Genomic DNA, 19,589 nt, shown 5'->3' on the forward strand with positions numbered 1-19,589 from the left:
GACACGCTCTAACTCCTTGATTCGCATGTTCAAGGAGCTCAAAACCGGTTCCCACTTTTGAGCAACATGCTCTAAAAGCCACCCCCGGGTGGCTTTCTGCATTCAGGACCCCCGAATGAAGGCAACGAAAAGCCGGGTGAACAGCCGTACGCACCGAGGTCCGAACCTATTTTTGAGCAGAGGCAGGCAAGGAAAATGCATAGCCGATGCCGTGGACGGTCCGGATGTAGTGAGAGCGCCCTTCGGGGGTGGGCATTTTTCTCCTCAGGCGGCTGACAATACTGTCTACTGCGCGGTCGTAACTTTCCCAGTCGCGCCCCTTGATCGCGTTCATCAACTGATCGCGGTTGAGCACCTGTCCACGGTGGCGCAGCAATGCCACAAGCAGGTTGAACTCTGCCGTGGTCAAGGTGATCTCGCTGCCATCGGGCCCGTAAAGCTGCCGTGCGCCGAGATCCAGCCTGTAGCCATCGAAATCGATGGTGCCACCCGGGGACGCCCCCGGCTCAGGGGCACCGGCCGGATGCGTCGGCGCAGCGGGATGCTTCTGCAGCCTGCGCAGCACGGCGTGCACGCGCGCCAATACCTCGCGCACACGGAACGGCTTGGTTATGTAATCGTCGGCACCGATCTCCAAGCCCACTACACGATCAGTTTCCGCCGCGCGCCCGCTTACAATGATCACCCCGCACGCGGGATCCTGTGCGAGTTCCTGAATGAGTGAAAGCCCGTTGCCATCGGGCAATCCCAGATCAACGATATAGATATCGAAGCGTTGGTCCGCTTGCTTTTGCTGAAACTCGGCAATCGTTCTTACGATCAGGACGTCACACCCATCCTCTGACAGCGCTTCGTCAAGCAGCCTCGAAATCTGGTCGTCGTCATCGAGGAGAAGTACCTTGGGGCGGCTCACGATCTCACCGTTGGTTATGCGTTACAATCGTATTCCAGTCCTTGAAGCCAAACAAGTACCGGTTGTTTCTTTTCTACAGCAATCCCTTGGAGTTTATTAACTTGATGCCTTACGTCAAGGACATGTGATCTATGGACGACCTCATTACGGGTGTCGCCCCTGTCATTGCCAGCCTTGCTTGATCATTTCTCGGCGCGCGCGGAATTTCGTCAGTCCTGAAAGAGTGCCTATCCGCTGGACGAGACTCTGGTGGCCGTTCCTTGCGCAGTGATATTGGCGGCGGAGGACTTTGTGGCGATCACCGGCTTAGGCCATCCCAAGATTGAATTTTTCGGGCATTTCGGTCCCTTCGCCCGCGGCGATACCGTGCCACGTCACGCTAACCGATGTGGTCAAAGCTCTACCCGTGGCGGTTTTCTCGGATTGCTTCATCGCCTGGGGCCACGTGCGCCCGGGGCGGTCGGGCAAACCCGCACGCCCCAAGGCACTCTGGCGATCCATCATGTTGTTACCTTCGAGCCGCGTACATCACCGATTGTGGCACCGGAACGAGCCGGGTCGCTCCTGTGCGGGCGGAATACCCGCTGCCTTGGGTTTGTTGAAACGGCAGCGACTTCTGCTTCGCGCGGCATGTGCGGTCAAGATTCAGCTTGTAGCCGATCCCATAGATCGTTTCGATTCCGTCGAACACAGGATCAAGCTTCCGAAGCTTGTTGCGTAACCGCTTTACGTGGCTGTCGATATTGCGGTCGTTGACCCCGTCTTGATGGCCGTAGTCGTAGATGGTTTCGATCAACTGTTCGCGCGACTTGACCATCCCGTCATGGCGGGCAAGCGCGTGCAGCAGGCCGAATTCCGTCTTGGTCAGGAACAGCTCGAGCCCCAGCCAGAACGACTGAAAACGGCTTTTGTCCATGACAAGCGTACCACGGTTGCCCTTCACTTCGAGGCTTTGTTCCATGGAGCGGTCGCGCTCCTTATCGACCGGTCGCGCGCGGAACGCGATCCGTGCAAAGAGCACCTCGGCTGGCACCGGCAAGCGAACGTAGTCTTGCGCACCAAGGCGCAGGACCGTCAATTCCTGAGAGGCCTCACCATTGGCCGTGGTTGCGATCACCTGTGCCTCGCCATTGAATCCATGCCGGAACATGAACTTCCAGCCGTTGGCCTCGGGATCGTCGAGCGAGACCACGATCATTTCGGGCCGGAACCTCGAAAGTTCCTTTTCGGCACGTCCGACATCGGCGACGACCAATGTCTGATTCCCGGCCTCGCGCAGCAAATCCGCGGTTTCATTGAGAAGTGCCCGGTCGGCACCAACGAGCATCGTTTTGGTCATTTTCCTACCCCCAGTATGTGCGCCGGCCCATTTGCCGACGACACCTACATGCGGCCAAACTTTCGCCGTTATTTGGTCCTGATCTCAGAAAACGTTCCAGACATGTGCAAATATGTACGGTGCCTGTGTCACCGCTGTTCTTGCGTGATGCCTATGGGAATGCGCGCGCTTGAGGATGCGTCACTGTCGCGTCATGCTATCCGCCAGAACGGAATGCAGCTTTTGCGCCAGGTCTTGGCTGCGATAGGGCTTTGACAGAAGCTCCACCCCGGGATCGAGACGTCCCTGATGGACGATCGCATTCTTGGTGTAGCCCGAGGTATACAGCACGCGCAAATCGGGGCGGCGCTCACGCGCGGCCAGCGCCAACTCGTGGCCGTTCATTCCACCGGGCATCACGATATCGGTGAACAACAGCGCGATGTCGTCGCTGCCATCCAGCACTTCGAGCGCCTCCGCGGCGTTCCTCGCCTCGGTCACCCGGTAGCCAAGGCTGGTGACCATGGCCACGACATTCTGCCTGACATGCGGATCGTCTTCGACAACAAGTATGTGTTGACCTTGTCCCGCCGGAACCTCTGCGATCTCCATATCGCTTGGTATTTGGACCTCGTCGGCACTGGATCGCGGGAAATAGAGCTTAATCGTCGTGCCCTCGCCCGGTTCGGAATACACCTTGAGGTGACCGCTCGACTGCTTGGTGAAGCCGAACACCATGGGCAACCCTAGCCCGCTCCCGTCGGCCTTGGTGGTGAAGAACGGCTCCAACACGCGGTCCCTGACTTTTTGCGACATCCCGATGCCGGTATCGGTCACGGCGATGACGGCAAACGGCCCCTCCTCGATATCGACCATGCTGGCGGTTCCGGCGTCGATCCAGGAGTTGGCGGTCTCGACGGTCAGTTTGCCACCCGACGGCATGGCATCGCGGGCGTTGAGCGTGAGGTTGAGCAACGCCGCCTCCAACTGACCGGGGTCGATTTCGACGAGCCAGAGGTCATCGGTCAGAACGACCTCCATTTCCAGGTCTTCGCCGAGGGAGCGGCGCAGCAGTGGCTCTATCGAGCGCACGACCTCGTTCAGATTGGTCACCTGCGGTGAAAGCGGTTGTTGCCGGGCTACGGCGAGCAATCGTGCGGTCAGCTCGGCCCCGCGTTCGGCGGCACCGACGATCTGTTCTGCCATGTTGCGCAGATCTTCCCGCTCGGCCAGCTTATCTACAAGAAAATCGCCGTTGTTCAACACGACGGTCAGCAGATTGTTGAAGTCATGCGCCACCCCACCCGTCAACTGGCCGATGGCATCAAGCTTCTGGGAATGGCGCAGGATGGCCTCTCTTTCGCGCTCCTGCGTTACATCGACCATGCTGCCGATCACGCGCATGGCCTCGCCGTTGTCGTCGCGCAAGACGACGGCACGATCGCGGATATAGGCGACGCGCCCGTCCGCCCGCAGGAAACGATACTCTTCCTGCCACACGTCGCCCTTGCCTTCGACGACGCGGACGAGCCCGGATCTTACCTTTTCGATGTCCTCGGGGTGCACACAGGCCGTGATATCGGTCGCGAGGGCAGGGGTAGTGCCAAGGTCATATCCGAGCACCGTGCGCAGCTTGTCGCTCCACCAGAGCGATCCGTCGCGAACATCCCAGTCCCAGATCACGTCCTTGCTGGCATCCGTGACCAGCCGGAAGCGTTCTTCGCTAACCCGGAGATCTTCTATCCATTTGCGCCGCTCGGTGACGTCGCGTTCCAGGGAGACGTAATGCGTGGTCTTGCCCGCGGCATCGGTTAGCGGGGTGATGTCCATCTCGATCCAGTACGGTTGACCGTCACGGGTATAGTTGATGACCTCGGCGCGCACACGTTCCTGGCATTCAAGAGCGGACCGGATACGGTCCAACTCGTCCCTTTGGGTGTCGGGCCCCTGCAGGAAACGCGGGGTCCGGCCGATCGCCTCTTCCGCGCTGTAGCCCGTCAGCCGTTCGAATGCGTTGTTGACATAGATGATCCGTGGCCCGTCCGGGGCGTCTATCGGGGTCGCGTTGGTGATCAACAGGATATCGTCCATCCGCGTGACTGCCGCGTTGAGCATACGCAGGCTCTGGGCGCGATGGCGCTCGCGGGTCACGTCGCGAAAATATACTGCCAGACCGTCGGGCGAGGGATGGGCCGTCTCCCGAAACCAAATGTCGAGCGGGGGGAAATACTCCGAGAACTCGACCGATTCGCCCGACTCCATGGCGTGGCGATACTCGGTTTCAAACCGGGTTCCGACCACCTCGGGGAATTCCGACCATATATTCTTGCCCAGCAGGTCCTCGCGCTTGCGCCGCAGCAGGGATTCGCACCGTTGGTTCACGTAGGTGAACCGCCACTTCGGGTCGAGCGTGAAAAAGGCATCTCCCATGCCCTCGATCGTCCGGCTCAGCCGGTTGCGCAGTGCGTGGCGCTCTTCGTCGATCCGAACGAATTCGGACAGGTCCTGAAGCGCGCCCAGCACGGCAACGATGCGTCCACCCTCATCGCGCTCCGCCTCGCCGACGGCCCGGACCCAGATCCGATTGCCACGGGCGCTGACGATCTGCACCACCTCGTCGAACGGGAGGCCATTTTCGGCGCAGGCGTTGAACCGGTCGGTGATCCTGTCCCTGTGTTCCGGCGGATAGAAGCCCAGAGCGCGTTGCAGGCCCACCTGCCTTGTTTCAGGGGCTTCGTAGATGTCCGCGGTTTCCGGGGACCATTCCGTGATCTGACTGTCCAGATCGACGCGCCAGCCGCCGATGCGGCCAACCTGACCCGCAACGCGCATCAGGTAATCGCGGCGCCGCGCGCGGGCCTCGGCCTCGGCTTCCCTCGTCACGTCCTGCACCACGCCGCTCAGGATCTCGCGCCCGTTCTCGGCGATCCGTTCGGCCCCTCCCTTGACGTGGATCACCGTGCCGTCGGAGCGGACGATCCTGTGGGCAAAGAAGAACTCACCGGTCGCGCCTTCGAAGAACTTGGTGTAATTCTCGAGCATCGCGTCGCGGTCATCTGGATGGACCATCGCGACGTATTCATCGAATGTCGGTGCCGAGGATCCGAGCGGCAGACCGAAGAGTACGAACAGCTCGTCCGGCCATTCAAGCTGCTGCTTCTCGACATCGAAACGCCAGGAATACGCCTTCAAGAGGCGCGCGGTGCTGCGGACAAGCGTTTGGTGTTCCGCCAGACTGCGCGACAGCGCTGCGGCCTCCTGCTTGCCCAGATCGGACGTGAGACCGCGCAACTGTTGCAGCGTGTCGCTCTCCGGGGCGCTGCTGTCTTTGCGGTCTGATCTTTCATGCAGGCTGTGCAGCACGAAACGCACGGATCCGTCCGGATGCGTCAGCGGCATGTTGACCACGCTCCACTGTACCCCTGCGGTCCCGTCATCGGTATCGGAGGGTGGTCCGGCCAGCGCGATCGCCTGCGCCATGACATCCCTGCTTCCGCCATCGGCCACGCGGCGCAGCGAGTCCCGCAGGGTTTCAAGACCATCGCAGCCGGTTCGCGCGACACGTCCGCGCAACAGGTCGGGAAGCGGTTGTCCGATCACCTCGTCGCGCGGCGTGTCCAGCGCGCCTAGATAGGCGTCGCTGGCTGCGACCACGGCAAGGCTCTCGGGGTCGAGAACCGCGAAACGCCCCGGAGCGATATTGAACAGCTCCGCGAAATGATCCGCTGTCGCATTCGCCGCCCGGATACGCGCCGAGGCCTCGGCAGACAGGTCCTGCGCCTCCTCCTCCTGTGCGACCAGTTCCGTCACGTCGTGGATGATCGAAAGCTTGCAAAGTTGACCTGACATCTCGACAAGCTGAGTGTGAACGTCCGCGATGAACGTCTCACCGTTCTTTGTGATGTGACGAAACCTTCCCGGGGCATCGGGACCATCCAGAAGCCGGCTGGCAAGTATGGCAGTCCGGGGCACCTCTTGCTCTGGACGCAGGTCCATGAGTGTCATGGATGTGAGTTCTTCCTTGGAATAGCCGTATTTCCGGGCCGCCGCGTCATTGGCCGCGACAATCCTGAACCCTTCGATCTCGAACACGAAGATCACCGTCGGGCACAGGTCAAGGGCCTCGACCATTTCCGGGGTCAGGGTTGGACTTGTCGACATTTGCCCCCCATGTTCTCGATATGTCGCGCGCACGAGGCACACGAAGAGGCTCCATCCCTCCCGCACAGCCCTTGCATATGTTGCACAGTGCCATTTTGGTGAGTGGACGTCGATGGAATTTCCACCGCGCGTTTCTTCGGGCATCGCATCGTTGCGACCCCATTTGGCGCACAGATTGCCATCAGTAGCCGGACGGGTAGATGTGTCGCAAGCGTTAACATGATTCACCACATTGCCTCTGAGCATCACAATCATTGGCACATCCCTCTATCGTAATCCCGCTGCCCCAAATTGAACGCCGGCGCAGATACCGCCGTGACTGCGGTTCACCCCAATCGTACCCGGCTCCGATATGACGACGACCCATCCTGAGCGGATCGCGTGTTCAAACTGACTGCCAGCGTGCACATGGGTCATTCACCTATTGCCAAGCTCCGGCTTGCCGACTGCGATGAGGAATATCTGGCATTAACCTCACTCCGTTTCAGGCAATGGCGAACGGATCGTCCAGCACGCCGACGAGCGGCATGAGGAATTCGCCGTTCGTCGGGTCCAGCGCATCTGCATAAAATTGATCCGTGGCGTCGATGGCGTCTTCGATGCTCTGCTGCGATCCATCGAACAGTTCCATGACTTCGCGGCCATTCTGACCGTCAGACATGCCTTTGATGACGGTGAAGTAGATGCCGATATCGACCTTGTTCTCGATATAATCGATATCCGTCCCCTGCGCCCCATTGAGAAGCTTCAGAATGAAAGTATCTGGCGAAATGGCACCTGAGTCCAAGCCTCTCAGCCAGTGATCGAAGCCGCCTTGATCGGGATCGCGCCCGAGGATGTTGTTGTACACGGCCGTGATCAGTTCGCCATTCGATGAGCCCTCCGGGTAAAGCGCCTTGGTTTCCGCTGCGGCGCTGAATCGGGCGGCGATCTCTTCCAATGACTTTCCGTTACTGAAGGCAGTAGCCCAAGAATACAGGCCCGTCGCGTCCGGGGCCCGGTTGAAATACGCGATGTAGAGCTCGATCAGGTCCGCGAACTGCGCCTCGTTCAATGCCACCGGCCCGCCGAACCGATCCAGGTTCATGGGATTGCCCCCCATCGCCGGGATCTCGGTATCGAAGTCCAGGAATTCCATGTCGATGAGCGTGTCGGTGCCGTTGCCATCAGATTGACGGTGCGTAAGAATGGTGTCGCCCGGGCTCAGCGTCAGCGTGTAGCTCGACTGATTGCCGGAATACACGACCGTGTCGGTTCCTGCGCCGCCCATGAGCTTGTCATTACCCGCGCCCCCCGAGAGCACGTCATCGCCCCAGTCGCCGGTGATGGTGTCGTTTCCGTCACCGCCATGGAGCGTGTCATCTCCCCAGCCGCCCTTGACGAAATCATCGCCGTGCCCACCGGAAACGAGATCATTTCCCTCGTAGCCACTCAAGTTGTCGTCGCCCGCGTCGCCGAGGATGGTGTCATTCCCCAACCCGCCGCGCATACGGTCATCGAACTCTGACCCCTCGACGAGGCGATTATGCGGACCGCTGCCGCCCAGGAGACTGCTGTCGGCATCCGCGGCATCGACGCCCGCGATGTCCATGCGCACGACGGACCATGCCTGCATCGTCATGAGAAATTCGTCGAAGGCATCGGCGGCCATCAATTCAGTGACCTGGGTCGTGCTGATGATCGGCTGGGCCATTTCGTCGGTGCCGCCCGCGCCGCCATCCCAAAGCTCCGTCCATGAAACCCGGTAGTAATCCGCGTCGAATTTGATTGCGGCGCTCAGGTCCAGGTCCATCAGGTTTTCTGAACCGCTTCGCTCGGACAGGAAAAATACCTGCCTGTCGGCATCGCCATAGCCATGGATGGCAAATTCCCCCGCCACTTTGAAATCCATGATGGGAGCCAGATCCACGAGGCTCTCGCTCATCAAGGCAAAGCCTTCTCCGGCAAGGGTCAGGGACTCTGCCGACTTGAATATCAGCGTTCCAGAGTTGCTGTAGTTGAAGATCGCCGGCCAGAAATGGGCCGTAGTCACACCGTGGGTGACCATTTCATAGAGTATTTCCGTGCTCATGGAGACTTGTTGAAGGCCGCGGTTGTTGGCCTGTTCGATGTCGCCGTTTTTACGTGTGTTCCACTCCGTGATGTAGAAATCGAGATCGGGAAGCGTTGCATCGCGGCTTTCCAGCGCGATATTCCACAATTCAAGCTGGCTGAACCCGAACTGTTCTTCGGTGTTCACGGCGTCAAAACCACCATCCAGGTAGTAATGCTCGACCACCCCATCCAGCGCATTCGCTGCATCGCGCAGGTTGAAGTCTATAAGCTGCCCATCCGCACCCTCCACGGTGACGGAGTCCTGGTCGAAGGCGGCGATCATCTCGCGCACCTGCGGGCGGGACGTGTCCTGGGATTCCAGCGTGACCGGTGTGAGCCCGGCGACGGACGCAGCATCCATCCTGCTTACTTCATGGGCCGTGTAGACGAACCCGGTCGCCTCATCGACATAAAGCGTCGTGTCGCTGCTGGGCGAAAAAATTCCCGCGGAACTGGTGGTCTGGACCACGATATCGGGCTGCGCAGCCGGGGGAATGCCCATATCGGCAAAGGTGTCAGACATCACCTGGGACATCGCCGCCGCGAGCTTGCCATACTCGCCGGCGGTCATCTGCCCCGAGCCCCAATACTCGTTGCCGATTTCAAGCGCACCGATATTGACGCCGCGCGCCTGCGCGGTTTCGACAGCCGTCTGGATGAACTCGGCCACATTCTCCAGATGCCCGGCGTCGATCACCCGCTGGCCGTATGTGCCGGCAAGCAGAGCTTCGCCGGCCGATTGTGTGAACCCGGTCATCGTGGGAATCACGAGGGTGACATCGGTGCCGAGGCTCGCGGCGAGATCTACGAAATCCGTGAACGGTGTCAGCGTCTGCGTGTTACCCTGAAACGTCCCGCTCGACCGCTCAAGGCTGCCGCCGCTGATGTCCGAGATGTCGAAATACCATTCGGTGACCGACCCGCCAGGATAACGCAGATTCGTAGTCCCGAGGTCCTGATACCTGTCGAATAGCTGCGCCTCGTCAGGTGCCGTCACCGTGAAAAGCGCATTCAGACCAAACATGTCTTCCGTGACAGATGTGCCCGTGTTTTCATCTGTCTGGTCAATGACTTGGATGATACCCATGCCGCGTTCCTTCATCAAAACTACGCTTGCAGTCCTGACGAAAGGGGATAGGCTCCAGACTTCTCTGGCTTTGGTTGCTGGCTTGGAATTGCGTATGAGCGCGGTAGAATTTCTTGCGGAGTTCAAAAATTGTCTTGGGGATGTGGCAAAGTGAGTCCTGCCTTAATTTGCACACAGTCCTATGCTGCGAGGCAGGTGATATTTCGGCGGCCTGACCGAATCGATCGGGACGCACGGGACCGTCTATGTCGCGGCCGACCTTGCGTTTTCCAGAAGACGTCAACCGCCGATCAGCGACTCGCGCGTGTTCAACTCGAAGCGGAAAATCGTATCGCGAAGACGTGCGAATCTTGTCAAAAGCTGTCCATTGTTCAATTCGTGCCTTCTGCTAACCTGCATTTGGATGTGTTAGCCAGACGGGGACGAGATGATGTTCAATCCCACCGCTGTTGTGGCAGCTGCGTTTGGCGATCACCTCGCCGAGACGTATCTTCGGTATTTTTCCGGTCGCAAGTGCGAATACGCCGCGTTTCTGAGCGGGAGCGCGCGCATGTTGTTGGAGCGCCTCGGTAATTCCGACGCCCTTTACCACAACGCCGAGCACACCATGATGGTTACGTTGGTTGGCCAGGAGATCATCCGCGGTCAGCTTGTGACCCGCGCCGTCAAGCCTGAGGACTGGCTCCACTACATCGTGGCGCTGCTGGTCCATGACATAGGCTTCTCCCGTCACGTCTGCGAGGGAGATACCGACAATGAAGTCGTGATCAATGAGGCAGGCGACCGGATTTGCCCACCGCGCGGCGCATCGGACGCGTTTCTCGCCCCGTATCATGTCGATCGTGGCAAGATTTACGCCCGCCAACGCTTTGCCGAATCCGGGCTGATTGACCATGAGCGGATCGCGGCGTCTATCGAATACACCCGGTTTCCGACCCCGGATGACCCGGCGTATTCAGACACCGAGACGGAGCCCGCTCTCGTGCGCGCCGCCGACCTTATCGGCCAGATCGCCGACCCGTTCTATCACCGCAAGATCAATGGGCTTTACTATGAATTCGTGGAAACCGGCTTTGCACAAAAGCTTGGCTACGACACGCCCATGGATCTCATGGATCAATTCCCGAATTTCTTCTGGCAGCAGGTGCAGCCGCTCATCGGCCCGGCTCTCAGGCACCTGGAGCGGACCATGGATGGCAAACAGTGGGTGGCGCAGCTCTATAATCACGTCTTTCAGGTGTCACATCGTGCGAGTTGCCTAGGGCCATTTCCCGGCCCGCCGGATCAGTCTGGGTGGAAAGGTGAGAATTCCGCTCCCGGTGGGCCCTCGGGTCCGGCTCCGGTGCCCGGTGGATGATGGAGTGCCGCCAGCGGCAGGGCCCGTGGGGCAAACGGCCCGATCGGCAGGCCAGACGCGACGCAACGTATTGCACCAATGAATTGACGGGGCTGATCCGCTCCTGCGAATGCAAGCCCGCCGTGTTTGACCCATGACGCCGCGCGGTTTCAGTTCACGCTACTTGGGCGGACTGATTTCCTTGGCCATCGCGGCGCTGGCCTCTTCTCCCGCGCATGCCGCGGGCGGCGCAGTTCCGACACTGGTCGCTGAAATCGGGGCAAGCCTGCTGTTCGCAGGTGGCCTTGCTATTGTCTTTGCACGGCTTGGCATTCCGTCGATCGCGGCGTTCATACTTGCGGGGGTTGCCCTCGGGCCAATCGGGCTTCAGGTGATCACGGATCCCGGCAACATCGAAGCCATCGCGCAAATCGGATTTGTTCTGCTGCTGTTCGTGATCGGGCTTGAAATTGACATGCCACGCATACTCGCGAGTGGCAGGACGCTCTTGCTCGCAGGATTTCTTCAGTTCCCGCTTACGCTTCTGTTCGGGATGCTCTTCACGAAACTGCTGATGCTATTGGGCATCGGCGGCCTTCTCACAGAGGCGCCGTTGTCGCCCCTGTACGTTGGCATCGCGATCTCGGTTTCATCTTCGCTGCTTGTTGTGAAACTGTTCCAGGAGCATTTTCAGCTTGATACGCGCCCCGGTCAGATTTCCCTCATTATCCTGATATTTCAGGATATCTGGGCAATCGTCGTCACGCTCGTCCAGCCCAGTTTGGGCAACCCGGACGTTTTCGCGATCCTCAGTTCCTTCATGGGTATCGGCCTGTTGATCATCGTCGCGGCGCTGCTTTCGCGTCTGATCGCCACGCGCGCCTTCGGCTGGATTGCCAAGAAACCGGAGCTCATCCTGCTGGGCGCAATCTCATGGTGCTTTGCCATTGTCGCCTTGGGGACGAGTTTCGATGGTCTCACGCATATGCTTGGCGTTGACATGATGCTTGCGGTCGGTTCGGGCATGGCTGCCCTGATTGCCGGCGCCACAATTGCGAGCTCTCCTTACAGCGTTGAAATCGTCACCAAGGTCGGCCTTGTTAAGGATTTCTTCGTGACGCTCTTTTTCGTCGGGCTTGGAATGAGCATCCCGGCCCTGACATCATGGGAGGTGCCGCTCCTGGCCTTGCTTGTCGCCTTCATGGCGCTTCTCGCCCGCCAGTTCGTGTTCTTCCCGGTTTTCTACTTTCTCGGAATCGATCAGCGGAGTGCGCAGGTAAGTTCCATCCAGCTCGCGCAGATATCGGAATTTTCCCTCGTCATCATGTTTCTTGGCCTGGAATTGCAGCACATCAGCCAGGAATTCGCAGCCGTCGTCATTCTGGCCTTTGTCATCACGGCGGTCTTGACCACACCGCTGTTTGAAAATGCCTATCATATCTATGACGCGATCAAGGGCGCGCTCCACAGGCTCGGCTTTCGCGAACCCGGTGGCGAAGAAGAAGAGAGCGGGCATGAAACGATCCTCGGCATGCTCGGCATTCACCGCGATGCGTCCTCTTTCCTCGAAGAATTGTCCCGCCACCAGCCCGAGTTGCTGAAACACACGTCCATCGTCGACTTCAATGTCGCGCTGCACCCGTCCATCAGGGCGCTGGGCGCGCATGTCGTCTATGGGGATATCTCGAATGAAGAGGCTCTGCTTCATGCAAAGATAGATCGCGCCCGGATCGTGCTTTGTTCGATTCCCGACAATCTTCTGCGCGGTATTGATACCGCGGCCCTGGTCAAACTGGTTCGCCATGTCAATCCGGGGGCCACGATCATTGCGAACGCAATCCACATCTCAGACTGGCAGAAGTTGCGAGAGGCTGGCGCAGATATCGTCTACCTGCCTCACCTGGAAGTCGCCAAGACAATTCTCGACGCATTCAACCATGCCTACGATCAAGAGATAGAGATTTACGAGGCGCAACAAATAGAGCGTTTCGGCACACCGGAGAGCCGGCACGAAATCATGGATTAAACCGACGCTCACAATACCCCGAGCGATCCGCCCACCCGCATTCACCGGAAAAGTATGCCCCAACGACCGGACCGGCGCCCCGATCGGACCTCGATTGCATGTCAGCCGTAAGCCTTCTGTAAGCCGGGTGCGTCACGACCCTGCTCAGCATTACGCTTGCATATCAACGACGGAGACAGACATGCGTATCCTCTCACTCGCCGCGGGCCTCATTCTGGCTCTCGCCCCCTCTCTCAATGCCGCGTCTATCCCCGCGGGCGGGCATCTCGAATTCGATGTCGTCCGGAAGGGCAAGGACATCGGGGATCACGGCTACCGATTCAACGGCTCCGATGACGCGCTCACCGTGAAGGTGACCACCGATATCACGGTCAAGGTCCCGATCATCAGCGTCACCGCCTACAGATTTCAGCATCAAAGCGTCGAAAACTGGTCCGGTGGCACGCTGACTTCGGTGCGCTCGGCCACCAACGATGACGGCACGCCGCACCAACTGGCCACCGGCGGCAAGGGCGTACTTCCGGCGAGCCTCTGGAACGACGACATCCTGCGCGCCGGCAAGCTGTTGAATACCATCGACGGCAGCATCATGAGTGTCCGGGTGAGCGATATGGGCACCGAGCAGGTGACGACCCGCCGCGGGCCGGTGGCCACGCACCATTACCGTCTTTCGGGCGATCTGAACCGCGACCTGTGGTACGATGCGCAGGGCAATCTTGCGCATGTTTCCTTTACGGCCGAAGATGGCACGACGGTAACATACGTCCGCAAATAGGACCTTTGCCCAATGCGGCTCTTGTACGTGGAAGACAATGAAAGGCTGGCGCAGAACACCTCCGCCAGCCTTCAGGCGAACGGCTTCATAGTGGACTGCGTGCACTGCGGAGAGGACGCGGTGCATTCTGCCCGCTCCTACGATTATGATGCGATCATCCTGGACCTCGGCCTGCCGGATATCGAGGGGCTGTCGGTGCTCAAATCGATCAAGGCCGCCAAACCCGAGGTGCCTTTCATCATCTGCACGGCGCGCGACGCGCTGGAAGACCGGATCAAGGGGCTAGATGCGGGCTCGGACGACTACATCGTAAAGCCATTCGACGCCGCCGAGTTGCTGGCGCGCATCCGGGCGGTGCTTCGGCGGCCCGGCGGCGCGCTCGGGGTGACGCTGATGGCAGGCAATATCACCTTCGATACCTCGTGCCGCAGCGTGGAGATTGGCGGCACCCCGGCGCACCTGTCGCGGCGAGAGCGCGATCTTCTGGAACTCTTCATGCGCCGCAAGGGGCGAATCTTGTCGAGGGACACCATCGAGAACGCGCTTTACGGGTTCGACGAGCCCCCTACGCCCAATGCCATCGAAGTGGCCACGCACCGGCTCCGCAGGAAACTCGCCGATATGGGCGCAAGCGTGGCGATCCACACCCTTCGGGGCATCGGCTACTTTCTGGATGACGACGGCGCGTGACAGGGCTGGCTGCACTCTTTGGCGAGGCAAGCTCGCTTCGGCGGCGACTGATCGTCAACATCCTGCTGGCGGTGGGCTTCTGCTTCGCGCTGGCCTCTGTGATCCTTAGTTATGAATTCTACGAACACCTTGCCGAGAACCGCAACGAGGCGCTGGCGCGCGAAGCCACCGAAATCGCCGGACAGATATCTCCCGCCGCGCCCGAGCTTGGACTCGACGCCGGGGCGCTGAGATTTCAGGGCGATGGGGGGCTTTATCGGTACACCGTCTTCGACGAGGCGATGCGACCGGTCATCGGCGGCGAGGCGGCTGAAGGGCTGGCGGACCGTGTCTCGGACGCCGCGATGGGCGAGCCGCGCTTCCTGAAGCTGGGAGATACCCGCACCGGGACCGCACTCATTGTAGAGCGTGAAGGCCGACGCTTCGTGGTTCTGGCCTCCACTGCGGCGGGGCATTCGGAAGAGAGCGACCTGGCTGAGCTCATGCACGAGGTCAGCGAGGAGGTCCATTGGCTGGCCATCGGGATCGCGGCCATCCTCTTCTCTGCCATACTTGCCACCCGTCGGTCTCTGGCACCGCTCCGGCGGGTCTCGGGCGAGGCCGGGGCGATCGGGCCTGGCACGACGGACAGGCGGCTTTCGACCGCGCATCTGCCCGCCGAGATCGTACCGCTGGTGATGGCCGTGAACGAGGCGTTCGACCGGCTCGACCGGGGCTACCGGGCGCAGCGGGATTTCTCCTCGAACGTGGCCCACGAGGTGCGCACGCCGCTGGCCATCCTGCGTTCCGCGATCGACCGAATGGACGATGGGCCGTTCAAGCATGACCTGCGAAACGATGTGCATCGGCTAGAGCAGATGTTCGAGCAGCTCGTCAACCTTGCCCGCGCCGAGGCACTTGGCGTGACGGCATTCGAAGAGGTGGACCTGCACGAGGTCGCGCTTCGCGTGGCGCAGGAGATGGGCGTTGCGGCCATGCGCGATGGCAAGCAGCTTGCCGTCACCGGTGCCGAAAGCGCCAAGATACACGGGCACGCCGGGCTTCTGGCCATCGCGCTCGGCAACCTGTTGCGCAACGCCATCAACTATACCGATGGCACCGGCGAGATCGAGATCGAGATCAGCGATGCCCCCGCCGGCTGGCATGTGCGGGATCGGGGCCCGGGTATTCCGGACGCGCAGAAGGCCCAGCTTTTCCAGCGTTTCACGCGCGGAGAAACAGGCGGGCGCGACGGTACCGGGATCGGGCTCGCCATCGTCAAATCCGTGGCCGAGGCGCACGGGGCCACCGTATCGGTCGCCGACCGGCCAGGCGGCGGCAGCGTCTTTTCCTTCCTTTTCCCCAAGTCGTAGCGCGCCGCCGATCCGCGGCTGCCTGTAAGCCTGGCGTAAGTCTGCCGCGCCAGACACGTGGCCATCCGAGAGTTCAACGACCAGATTGGCCAGCCATGAGAATCGACTTCCTGACAGAGCAGAGCCCCGCGCGCGCAGCGGCCGAGCAACATATCCATGACGTCTACCGCGAGGTCTACGGCGCGCGGATCACCCGGTTCGCCCCGCGCCTTGTGACAGTACAGGATCCCGCTGGCCGGATTCTCTGCGCCGCGGGCCTTCGCACCGCGCAGGACGGGTTCTTCTCCGACACCTATCTTGACGGCGGATTCGCAAGGTGCCTGCGCGATCCCGGCGGGCAACCGGTACCACCCACGCAGATCATGGAAGTGGTCTCGCTCGCATCGAAGACGCCCTTCCCGGTTCTGGCGATGCTCGACGTGATGGTCGACTGGGGCCGCGCTCAGGGCATGACGTGCGGGGTCTTTACCGTCACCGCCAAGCTGCGCCGCCTGCTGGAGCGGACCGGGCTGGACTTTGCCAGGCTCGCCCCCGCCGACCCGTCCCGCGTTCCCGAACCGGAAAGCTGGGGAAGCTACTACGCGCACGATCCCTGGGTCTGCGCCTGCACGGACCGGCTCATCTCGCCCGTTGCGATCTCTCCGCGCACCCGCGCGGCGGGCCTGCATTGCGAGGCGTCGTGATGCGGATGGTGTTCGAGGCCCTCACGTGCCACGCGAGCGAGACCCCCGACGCGACCGCGTTTCGCGACGATACCGGCGCCGTGACGTGGCATGACCTGTCAGGCCGCGTTGCTGGCCTTGCGCAGCGGCTCGAGGCCGCGCCGCAGACGGTCGCCATCGCTGTTCCGGGCGGGATAGATTACGTGGTGGCCGATCTTGCCCTGACCCTCGCGGGCAAGCGGCAGGTGCCCCTCCCGTTCTTCTTCAGCCCCGGTCAAACCGATCATATCGTGCAGGAATGCGATGCCGAGGCGGTCATCACGACCGACAATGACGTCTTCGCCGGATCGCCCTTTCAGGTCTTCTCCCCCCATACCACGCCCGCCGGGCCGCTGCCTGCCTACCCCGGCGGAGCCGAGCGAGTCATCTACACCTCCGGCTCCTCCGGCGACCCCAAGGGCGTTATCATAGGCGATCGCCAGCTCGACGCCTCGCTCGCGGCCCTGAGCGACGTGATCGGCGCGGGTCCGCGGGACCGCCACCTGTCCGTTCTGCCCCTTCCGCAACTGCTCGAACAGATTTGCGGGATATTTCTTCCCATCCTCGCCGGTGCGGAGTGCGTGATGCGCTTCGATGCCACCCGCGCACTTCTGGGTGGCCCGATCGAGGGATTGATCCGCGCGATGGACCAATGCCAACCCACGACCAGCCTGCTCGCCCCGGGTCTCTTGGGCCGGTGGGTGGCCGCGATCGAACACGCGGGCTCGTCCGTTCCGTCCAGCCTGCGTTTCGTCGCCGTCGGCGGTGCGGCGTCCTCGCCCGCTCTTGTCCGCTCGGCCGAGGCAGCGGGCATCCCGGTGCATGAGGGGTACGGGCTGTCGGAATGTTGCTCGGTGGTCGCCATGAACCGCCCGGGCCGCAACGTGCCGGGGACGGTCGGCCCCGTTCTGGCTTGCTCCGACGTGCAGATCGTCGATGGCGAAATCACCGTGGCCGGGCCAACCGTCATGGAAGGCTACCTTGGCGGGGCACCGGCACCCGCGCGCTGGTGCACCGGCGATCTCGGGCGCATCGAAGACGGTCGGCTGGTGGTCGAGGGGCGCAAGGATGCTCTGCTGGTGACGCCCGCCGGGCGCAACATCTCGCCCGAATGGGTCGAAGCGCGGGTAAATGCCGATCCGCGCGTGACGAGTTCCGCGCTCTGCCTTCGGGACCCCGATGGCGTGCTGGTGCTGATCGCCGTGCTCGCCGCGCCCATGAGCGCGCAAGAGGTCGCCGCGCGGCTCCGGGATCTGCCTGGCTATGCCCGCCCCGAAGCCGTGATCTTCACCGACCCGTCGGAACCAGGGCTTCTCTTCCCCGCTGGCACCCCGGATCGCCGCGTTGCCGCCGTCATTGCCAACGGCAGGGCGGCGGAGGCTCTACCAAATCTTCTTCAGACTGAAAGACTCGCCTCATGACGCATACCAAGACCGCCCTCATCACGGGTGCTGGCTCCGGCATCGGCCGCGCGCTCGCTATCGAGGCCGCCCGACGCGGATATACCCCGATCCTCGTTGGCCGCACCAAGGCCAGCCTGGTGGAAACGCAGGCTCTTGTCCCCGACGTGCAGGCCCGGATCGTCGTTGCCGATGTCACGACCGCCGAAGGCCGCCATGCCATCGTCGAGGCCGCGGGGCACCGGCTCGACGTGCTGATCAACAACGCGGGTACCCTGAGCGTCGGCCACCTGCGCGATATTGACGATGCCGCGCTGGAACAGATGTGCGCCACTAACCTCGTGGCCCCGATGGCCGTCACCCGCGACCTGTTGCCCGCGCTCAGGCAGGCGCAGGGCCGCGTTGCCAACATCGGCTCGGTCTTTGGCGATATCGCCTACCCGTTCTTCGCCGCCTATTCCGCCACCAAGTTCGGCCTGCGCGGCTTTTCCGACGCGCTGCGGCGCGAGCTTTCGGGTTCGGGGGTGGGCGTCACCTACATCGCGCCGCGGGCCACCCGAACCGCCGCCGAGGCCGAGTTTGCAGCGTTGGTTGAACCGCTCGCAATGACCCTCGATAGCGCCGAGCAGGTCGCCACAGAAGCCTGGGCCGCCATAAAGGCGGGCCGCCGCGAAAGTTTCCCGCGCGGCAAGGAACGGCTTTTCGTCAAGGTTCAGCGCCTGTTCCCCTCGCTCGTCGATAGATCGGTCGGTGCTCAGGCCCGCGACACCCGAACGCTCAGGGCGCTGGAGCCTGTAAGCAAGGCGTAAGCCCGTGCCGCTAACCACCTGGCAGGACATCAACAAAGGACTCCGAGAATGCACTACAACGTGATCCGCGCAGAAGAGACGGGCGCGACCGACATCACCCAAGAGGTCATCGCGCAAACCCGCGCCTGTCTGGAGACTGACGGCTGGGCCCTCCTGCGTGGCTTCAAGTCGGACATGAACGGCTTCAGCGAGCTGACCGCGCAACTCTGCACCACGATCACCTTCGATCCGGCGCGCGAGTATTCAGAGAAAAACACGCAGAAGGTCGATGCCGGTCTCGGCCCGGTCGGCCTGCATATCGAGAACGGCAACACGCCGATCTGCCCCGATATCGTCGCCTTCTACTGCACGCGTGCCGCCTTCGAGGGGTCCCAAACCACGATCTGCGACGGGCGGGCAGTCTTCGAGAAGTTCGACGCCGGTCAGAAGGCCCGCTGGAGCCAGAAGATGAAGGTCAAACGCAACCTCCCCGAAGATCTCTGGAAGCGCTACCTCGCCAACGAACACCCCGCCATTAGCCACCCTGACGAGGTGACCGAGGACCATATCATCCAGTTCAAGGCCGCCATCCCGGGACAGGATTTCGCGCTGCGCGACGATGGTTCGATCGACTACGAACTGACGGTCTCGCCGGTCAGGCCCTCGTCGCTGACCAACGGGCAGGCGTTTGCCAACGCCATCCTCGGCCCTTCGCACAATTACGAGAAACCGGAATACACGCTGGAGGACGGCTCGACCGTGTCGCCGGTCGAGATCGAGGCGCTGCGCGAGCTTGCCGAAGGCTGCACGGTGGAGATCAACTGGCAGGACGGCGACATCGCGGTGATCGACAACACCCGCGTCATGCACGGTCGCCGCGCCATCAAGGACGCCGACCGGCAGCTTTTCATCGGGATGGGCCGTATCTGAAATCCGGCGGCGGCAGAC

13 protein-coding genes are annotated in these 19,589 nt (G+C 61.5%); 9 read left to right on the plus strand and 4 right to left on the minus strand.

The annotated features are described in order from the left end of the window. Positions 1-166: 166 nt before the first annotated feature. From AC13D8_RS02420 to AC13D8_RS02435, 4 genes are all read right to left on the minus strand, one after another. A complete protein-coding gene (locus tag AC13D8_RS02420) occupies positions 167-913 on the minus strand; it encodes a winged helix-turn-helix domain-containing protein (RefSeq protein ID WP_482967466.1) in 747 nt (248 codons plus the stop codon). A gap of 508 nt (positions 914-1,421) precedes the next feature. Beyond that, positions 1,422-2,252: a response regulator transcription factor gene (locus tag AC13D8_RS02425; RefSeq protein WP_482967467.1), complete on the minus strand. Its 831-nt coding sequence runs from the start codon at positions 2,250-2,252 to the stop codon at positions 1,422-1,424. 180 nt (positions 2,253-2,432) lie between these two features. Further along, entirely contained in the window at positions 2,433-6,392 is a 3,960-nt protein-coding gene (locus AC13D8_RS02430) for a PAS domain S-box protein (protein WP_482967468.1), read from the minus strand. 484 nt (positions 6,393-6,876) lie between these two features. Next, positions 6,877-9,573, minus strand: a complete 2,697-nt coding sequence (locus AC13D8_RS02435) for a DUF4214 domain-containing protein (RefSeq protein WP_482967469.1) — start codon at positions 9,571-9,573, stop codon at positions 6,877-6,879. Positions 9,574-10,003: 430 nt separating this feature from the next. On the opposite strand from AC13D8_RS02435, the gene AC13D8_RS02440 reads away from it, so the two are divergent. The 9 genes from AC13D8_RS02440 to AC13D8_RS02480 all read left to right on the plus strand — a co-directional run bounded on the left by AC13D8_RS02440 (position 10,004) and on the right by AC13D8_RS02480 (position 19,571). After that, a complete protein-coding gene (locus AC13D8_RS02440; RefSeq protein WP_206735547.1) occupies positions 10,004-10,930 on the plus strand; it encodes a hypothetical protein in 927 nt (308 codons plus the stop codon). 133 nt (positions 10,931-11,063) lie between these two features. Then, a complete protein-coding gene (locus AC13D8_RS02445; protein WP_482967470.1) occupies positions 11,064-12,935 on the plus strand; it encodes a cation:proton antiporter domain-containing protein in 1,872 nt (623 codons plus the stop codon). Between the two features lie 181 nt (positions 12,936-13,116). Further along, entirely contained in the window at positions 13,117-13,710 is a 594-nt protein-coding gene (locus AC13D8_RS02450; protein ID WP_482967471.1) for a DUF6134 family protein, read from the plus strand. A 12-nt stretch (positions 13,711-13,722) separates the two neighbouring features. Further along, positions 13,723-14,400 (plus strand): response regulator transcription factor, encoded by a 678-nt coding sequence (locus tag AC13D8_RS02455; RefSeq protein ID WP_482967472.1) that lies wholly within the window; start codon positions 13,723-13,725, stop codon positions 14,398-14,400. Beyond that, on the plus strand, positions 14,397-15,752 hold the full coding sequence (locus tag AC13D8_RS02460; protein ID WP_482967473.1) for a sensor histidine kinase: 1,356 nt from the start codon (positions 14,397-14,399) through the stop codon (positions 15,750-15,752). The genes AC13D8_RS02455 and AC13D8_RS02460 overlap by 4 nt, the downstream gene beginning before the upstream one ends. Before the next feature lie 95 nt (positions 15,753-15,847). Continuing rightward, positions 15,848-16,435: a thermostable hemolysin gene (locus AC13D8_RS02465; RefSeq protein WP_482967474.1), complete on the plus strand. Its 588-nt coding sequence runs from the start codon at positions 15,848-15,850 to the stop codon at positions 16,433-16,435. A 5-nt stretch (positions 16,436-16,440) separates the two neighbouring features. After that, a complete protein-coding gene (locus tag AC13D8_RS02470; protein ID WP_482967475.1) occupies positions 16,441-17,874 on the plus strand; it encodes an AMP-binding protein in 1,434 nt (477 codons plus the stop codon). Beyond that, the gene (locus tag AC13D8_RS02475; protein WP_482967476.1) at positions 17,871-18,662 is read left to right on the plus strand and encodes an SDR family NAD(P)-dependent oxidoreductase; all 792 of its coding nucleotides are present in this window, start codon (positions 17,871-17,873) and stop codon (positions 18,660-18,662) included. Before AC13D8_RS02470 ends, AC13D8_RS02475 begins: the two co-directional genes overlap by 4 nt. Before the next feature lie 48 nt (positions 18,663-18,710). Next, positions 18,711-19,571 (plus strand): TauD/TfdA family dioxygenase, encoded by an 861-nt coding sequence (locus tag AC13D8_RS02480; protein WP_482967477.1) that lies wholly within the window; start codon positions 18,711-18,713, stop codon positions 19,569-19,571. The last annotated feature ends 18 nt before the right edge of the window (positions 19,572-19,589 follow it).

The sequence above is a fragment of the Roseovarius sp. B-10 genome, from assembly GCF_056859295.1.

What these genes read in the sequence shown, in the direction of transcription:
- AC13D8_RS02480 (WP_482967477.1), top strand. Translation starts at nt 18,711, where the DNA reads ATGCACTACAACGTGATCCGCGCAGAAGAGACGGGCGCGACCGACATC.
- AC13D8_RS02450 (WP_482967471.1), top strand. Translation starts at nt 13,117, where the DNA reads ATGCGTATCCTCTCACTCGCCGCGGGCCTCATTCTGGCTCTCGCCCCC.
- AC13D8_RS02475 (WP_482967476.1), top strand. Translation starts at nt 17,871, where the DNA reads ATGACGCATACCAAGACCGCCCTCATCACGGGTGCTGGCTCCGGCATC.
- AC13D8_RS02445 (WP_482967470.1), top strand. Translation starts at nt 11,064, where the DNA reads ATGACGCCGCGCGGTTTCAGTTCACGCTACTTGGGCGGACTGATTTCC.
- AC13D8_RS02455 (WP_482967472.1), top strand. Translation starts at nt 13,723, where the DNA reads ATGCGGCTCTTGTACGTGGAAGACAATGAAAGGCTGGCGCAGAACACC.
- AC13D8_RS02465 (WP_482967474.1), top strand. Translation starts at nt 15,848, where the DNA reads ATGAGAATCGACTTCCTGACAGAGCAGAGCCCCGCGCGCGCAGCGGCC.
- AC13D8_RS02425 (WP_482967467.1), bottom strand. Translation starts at nt 2,252, where the DNA reads ATGACCAAAACGATGCTCGTTGGTGCCGACCGGGCACTTCTCAATGAA.
- AC13D8_RS02435 (WP_482967469.1), bottom strand. Translation starts at nt 9,573, where the DNA reads ATGGGTATCATCCAAGTCATTGACCAGACAGATGAAAACACGGGCACA.
- AC13D8_RS02470 (WP_482967475.1), top strand. Translation starts at nt 16,441, where the DNA reads ATGGTGTTCGAGGCCCTCACGTGCCACGCGAGCGAGACCCCCGACGCG.
- AC13D8_RS02440 (WP_206735547.1), top strand. Translation starts at nt 10,004, where the DNA reads ATGTTCAATCCCACCGCTGTTGTGGCAGCTGCGTTTGGCGATCACCTC.
- AC13D8_RS02430 (WP_482967468.1), bottom strand. Translation starts at nt 6,392, where the DNA reads ATGTCGACAAGTCCAACCCTGACCCCGGAAATGGTCGAGGCCCTTGAC.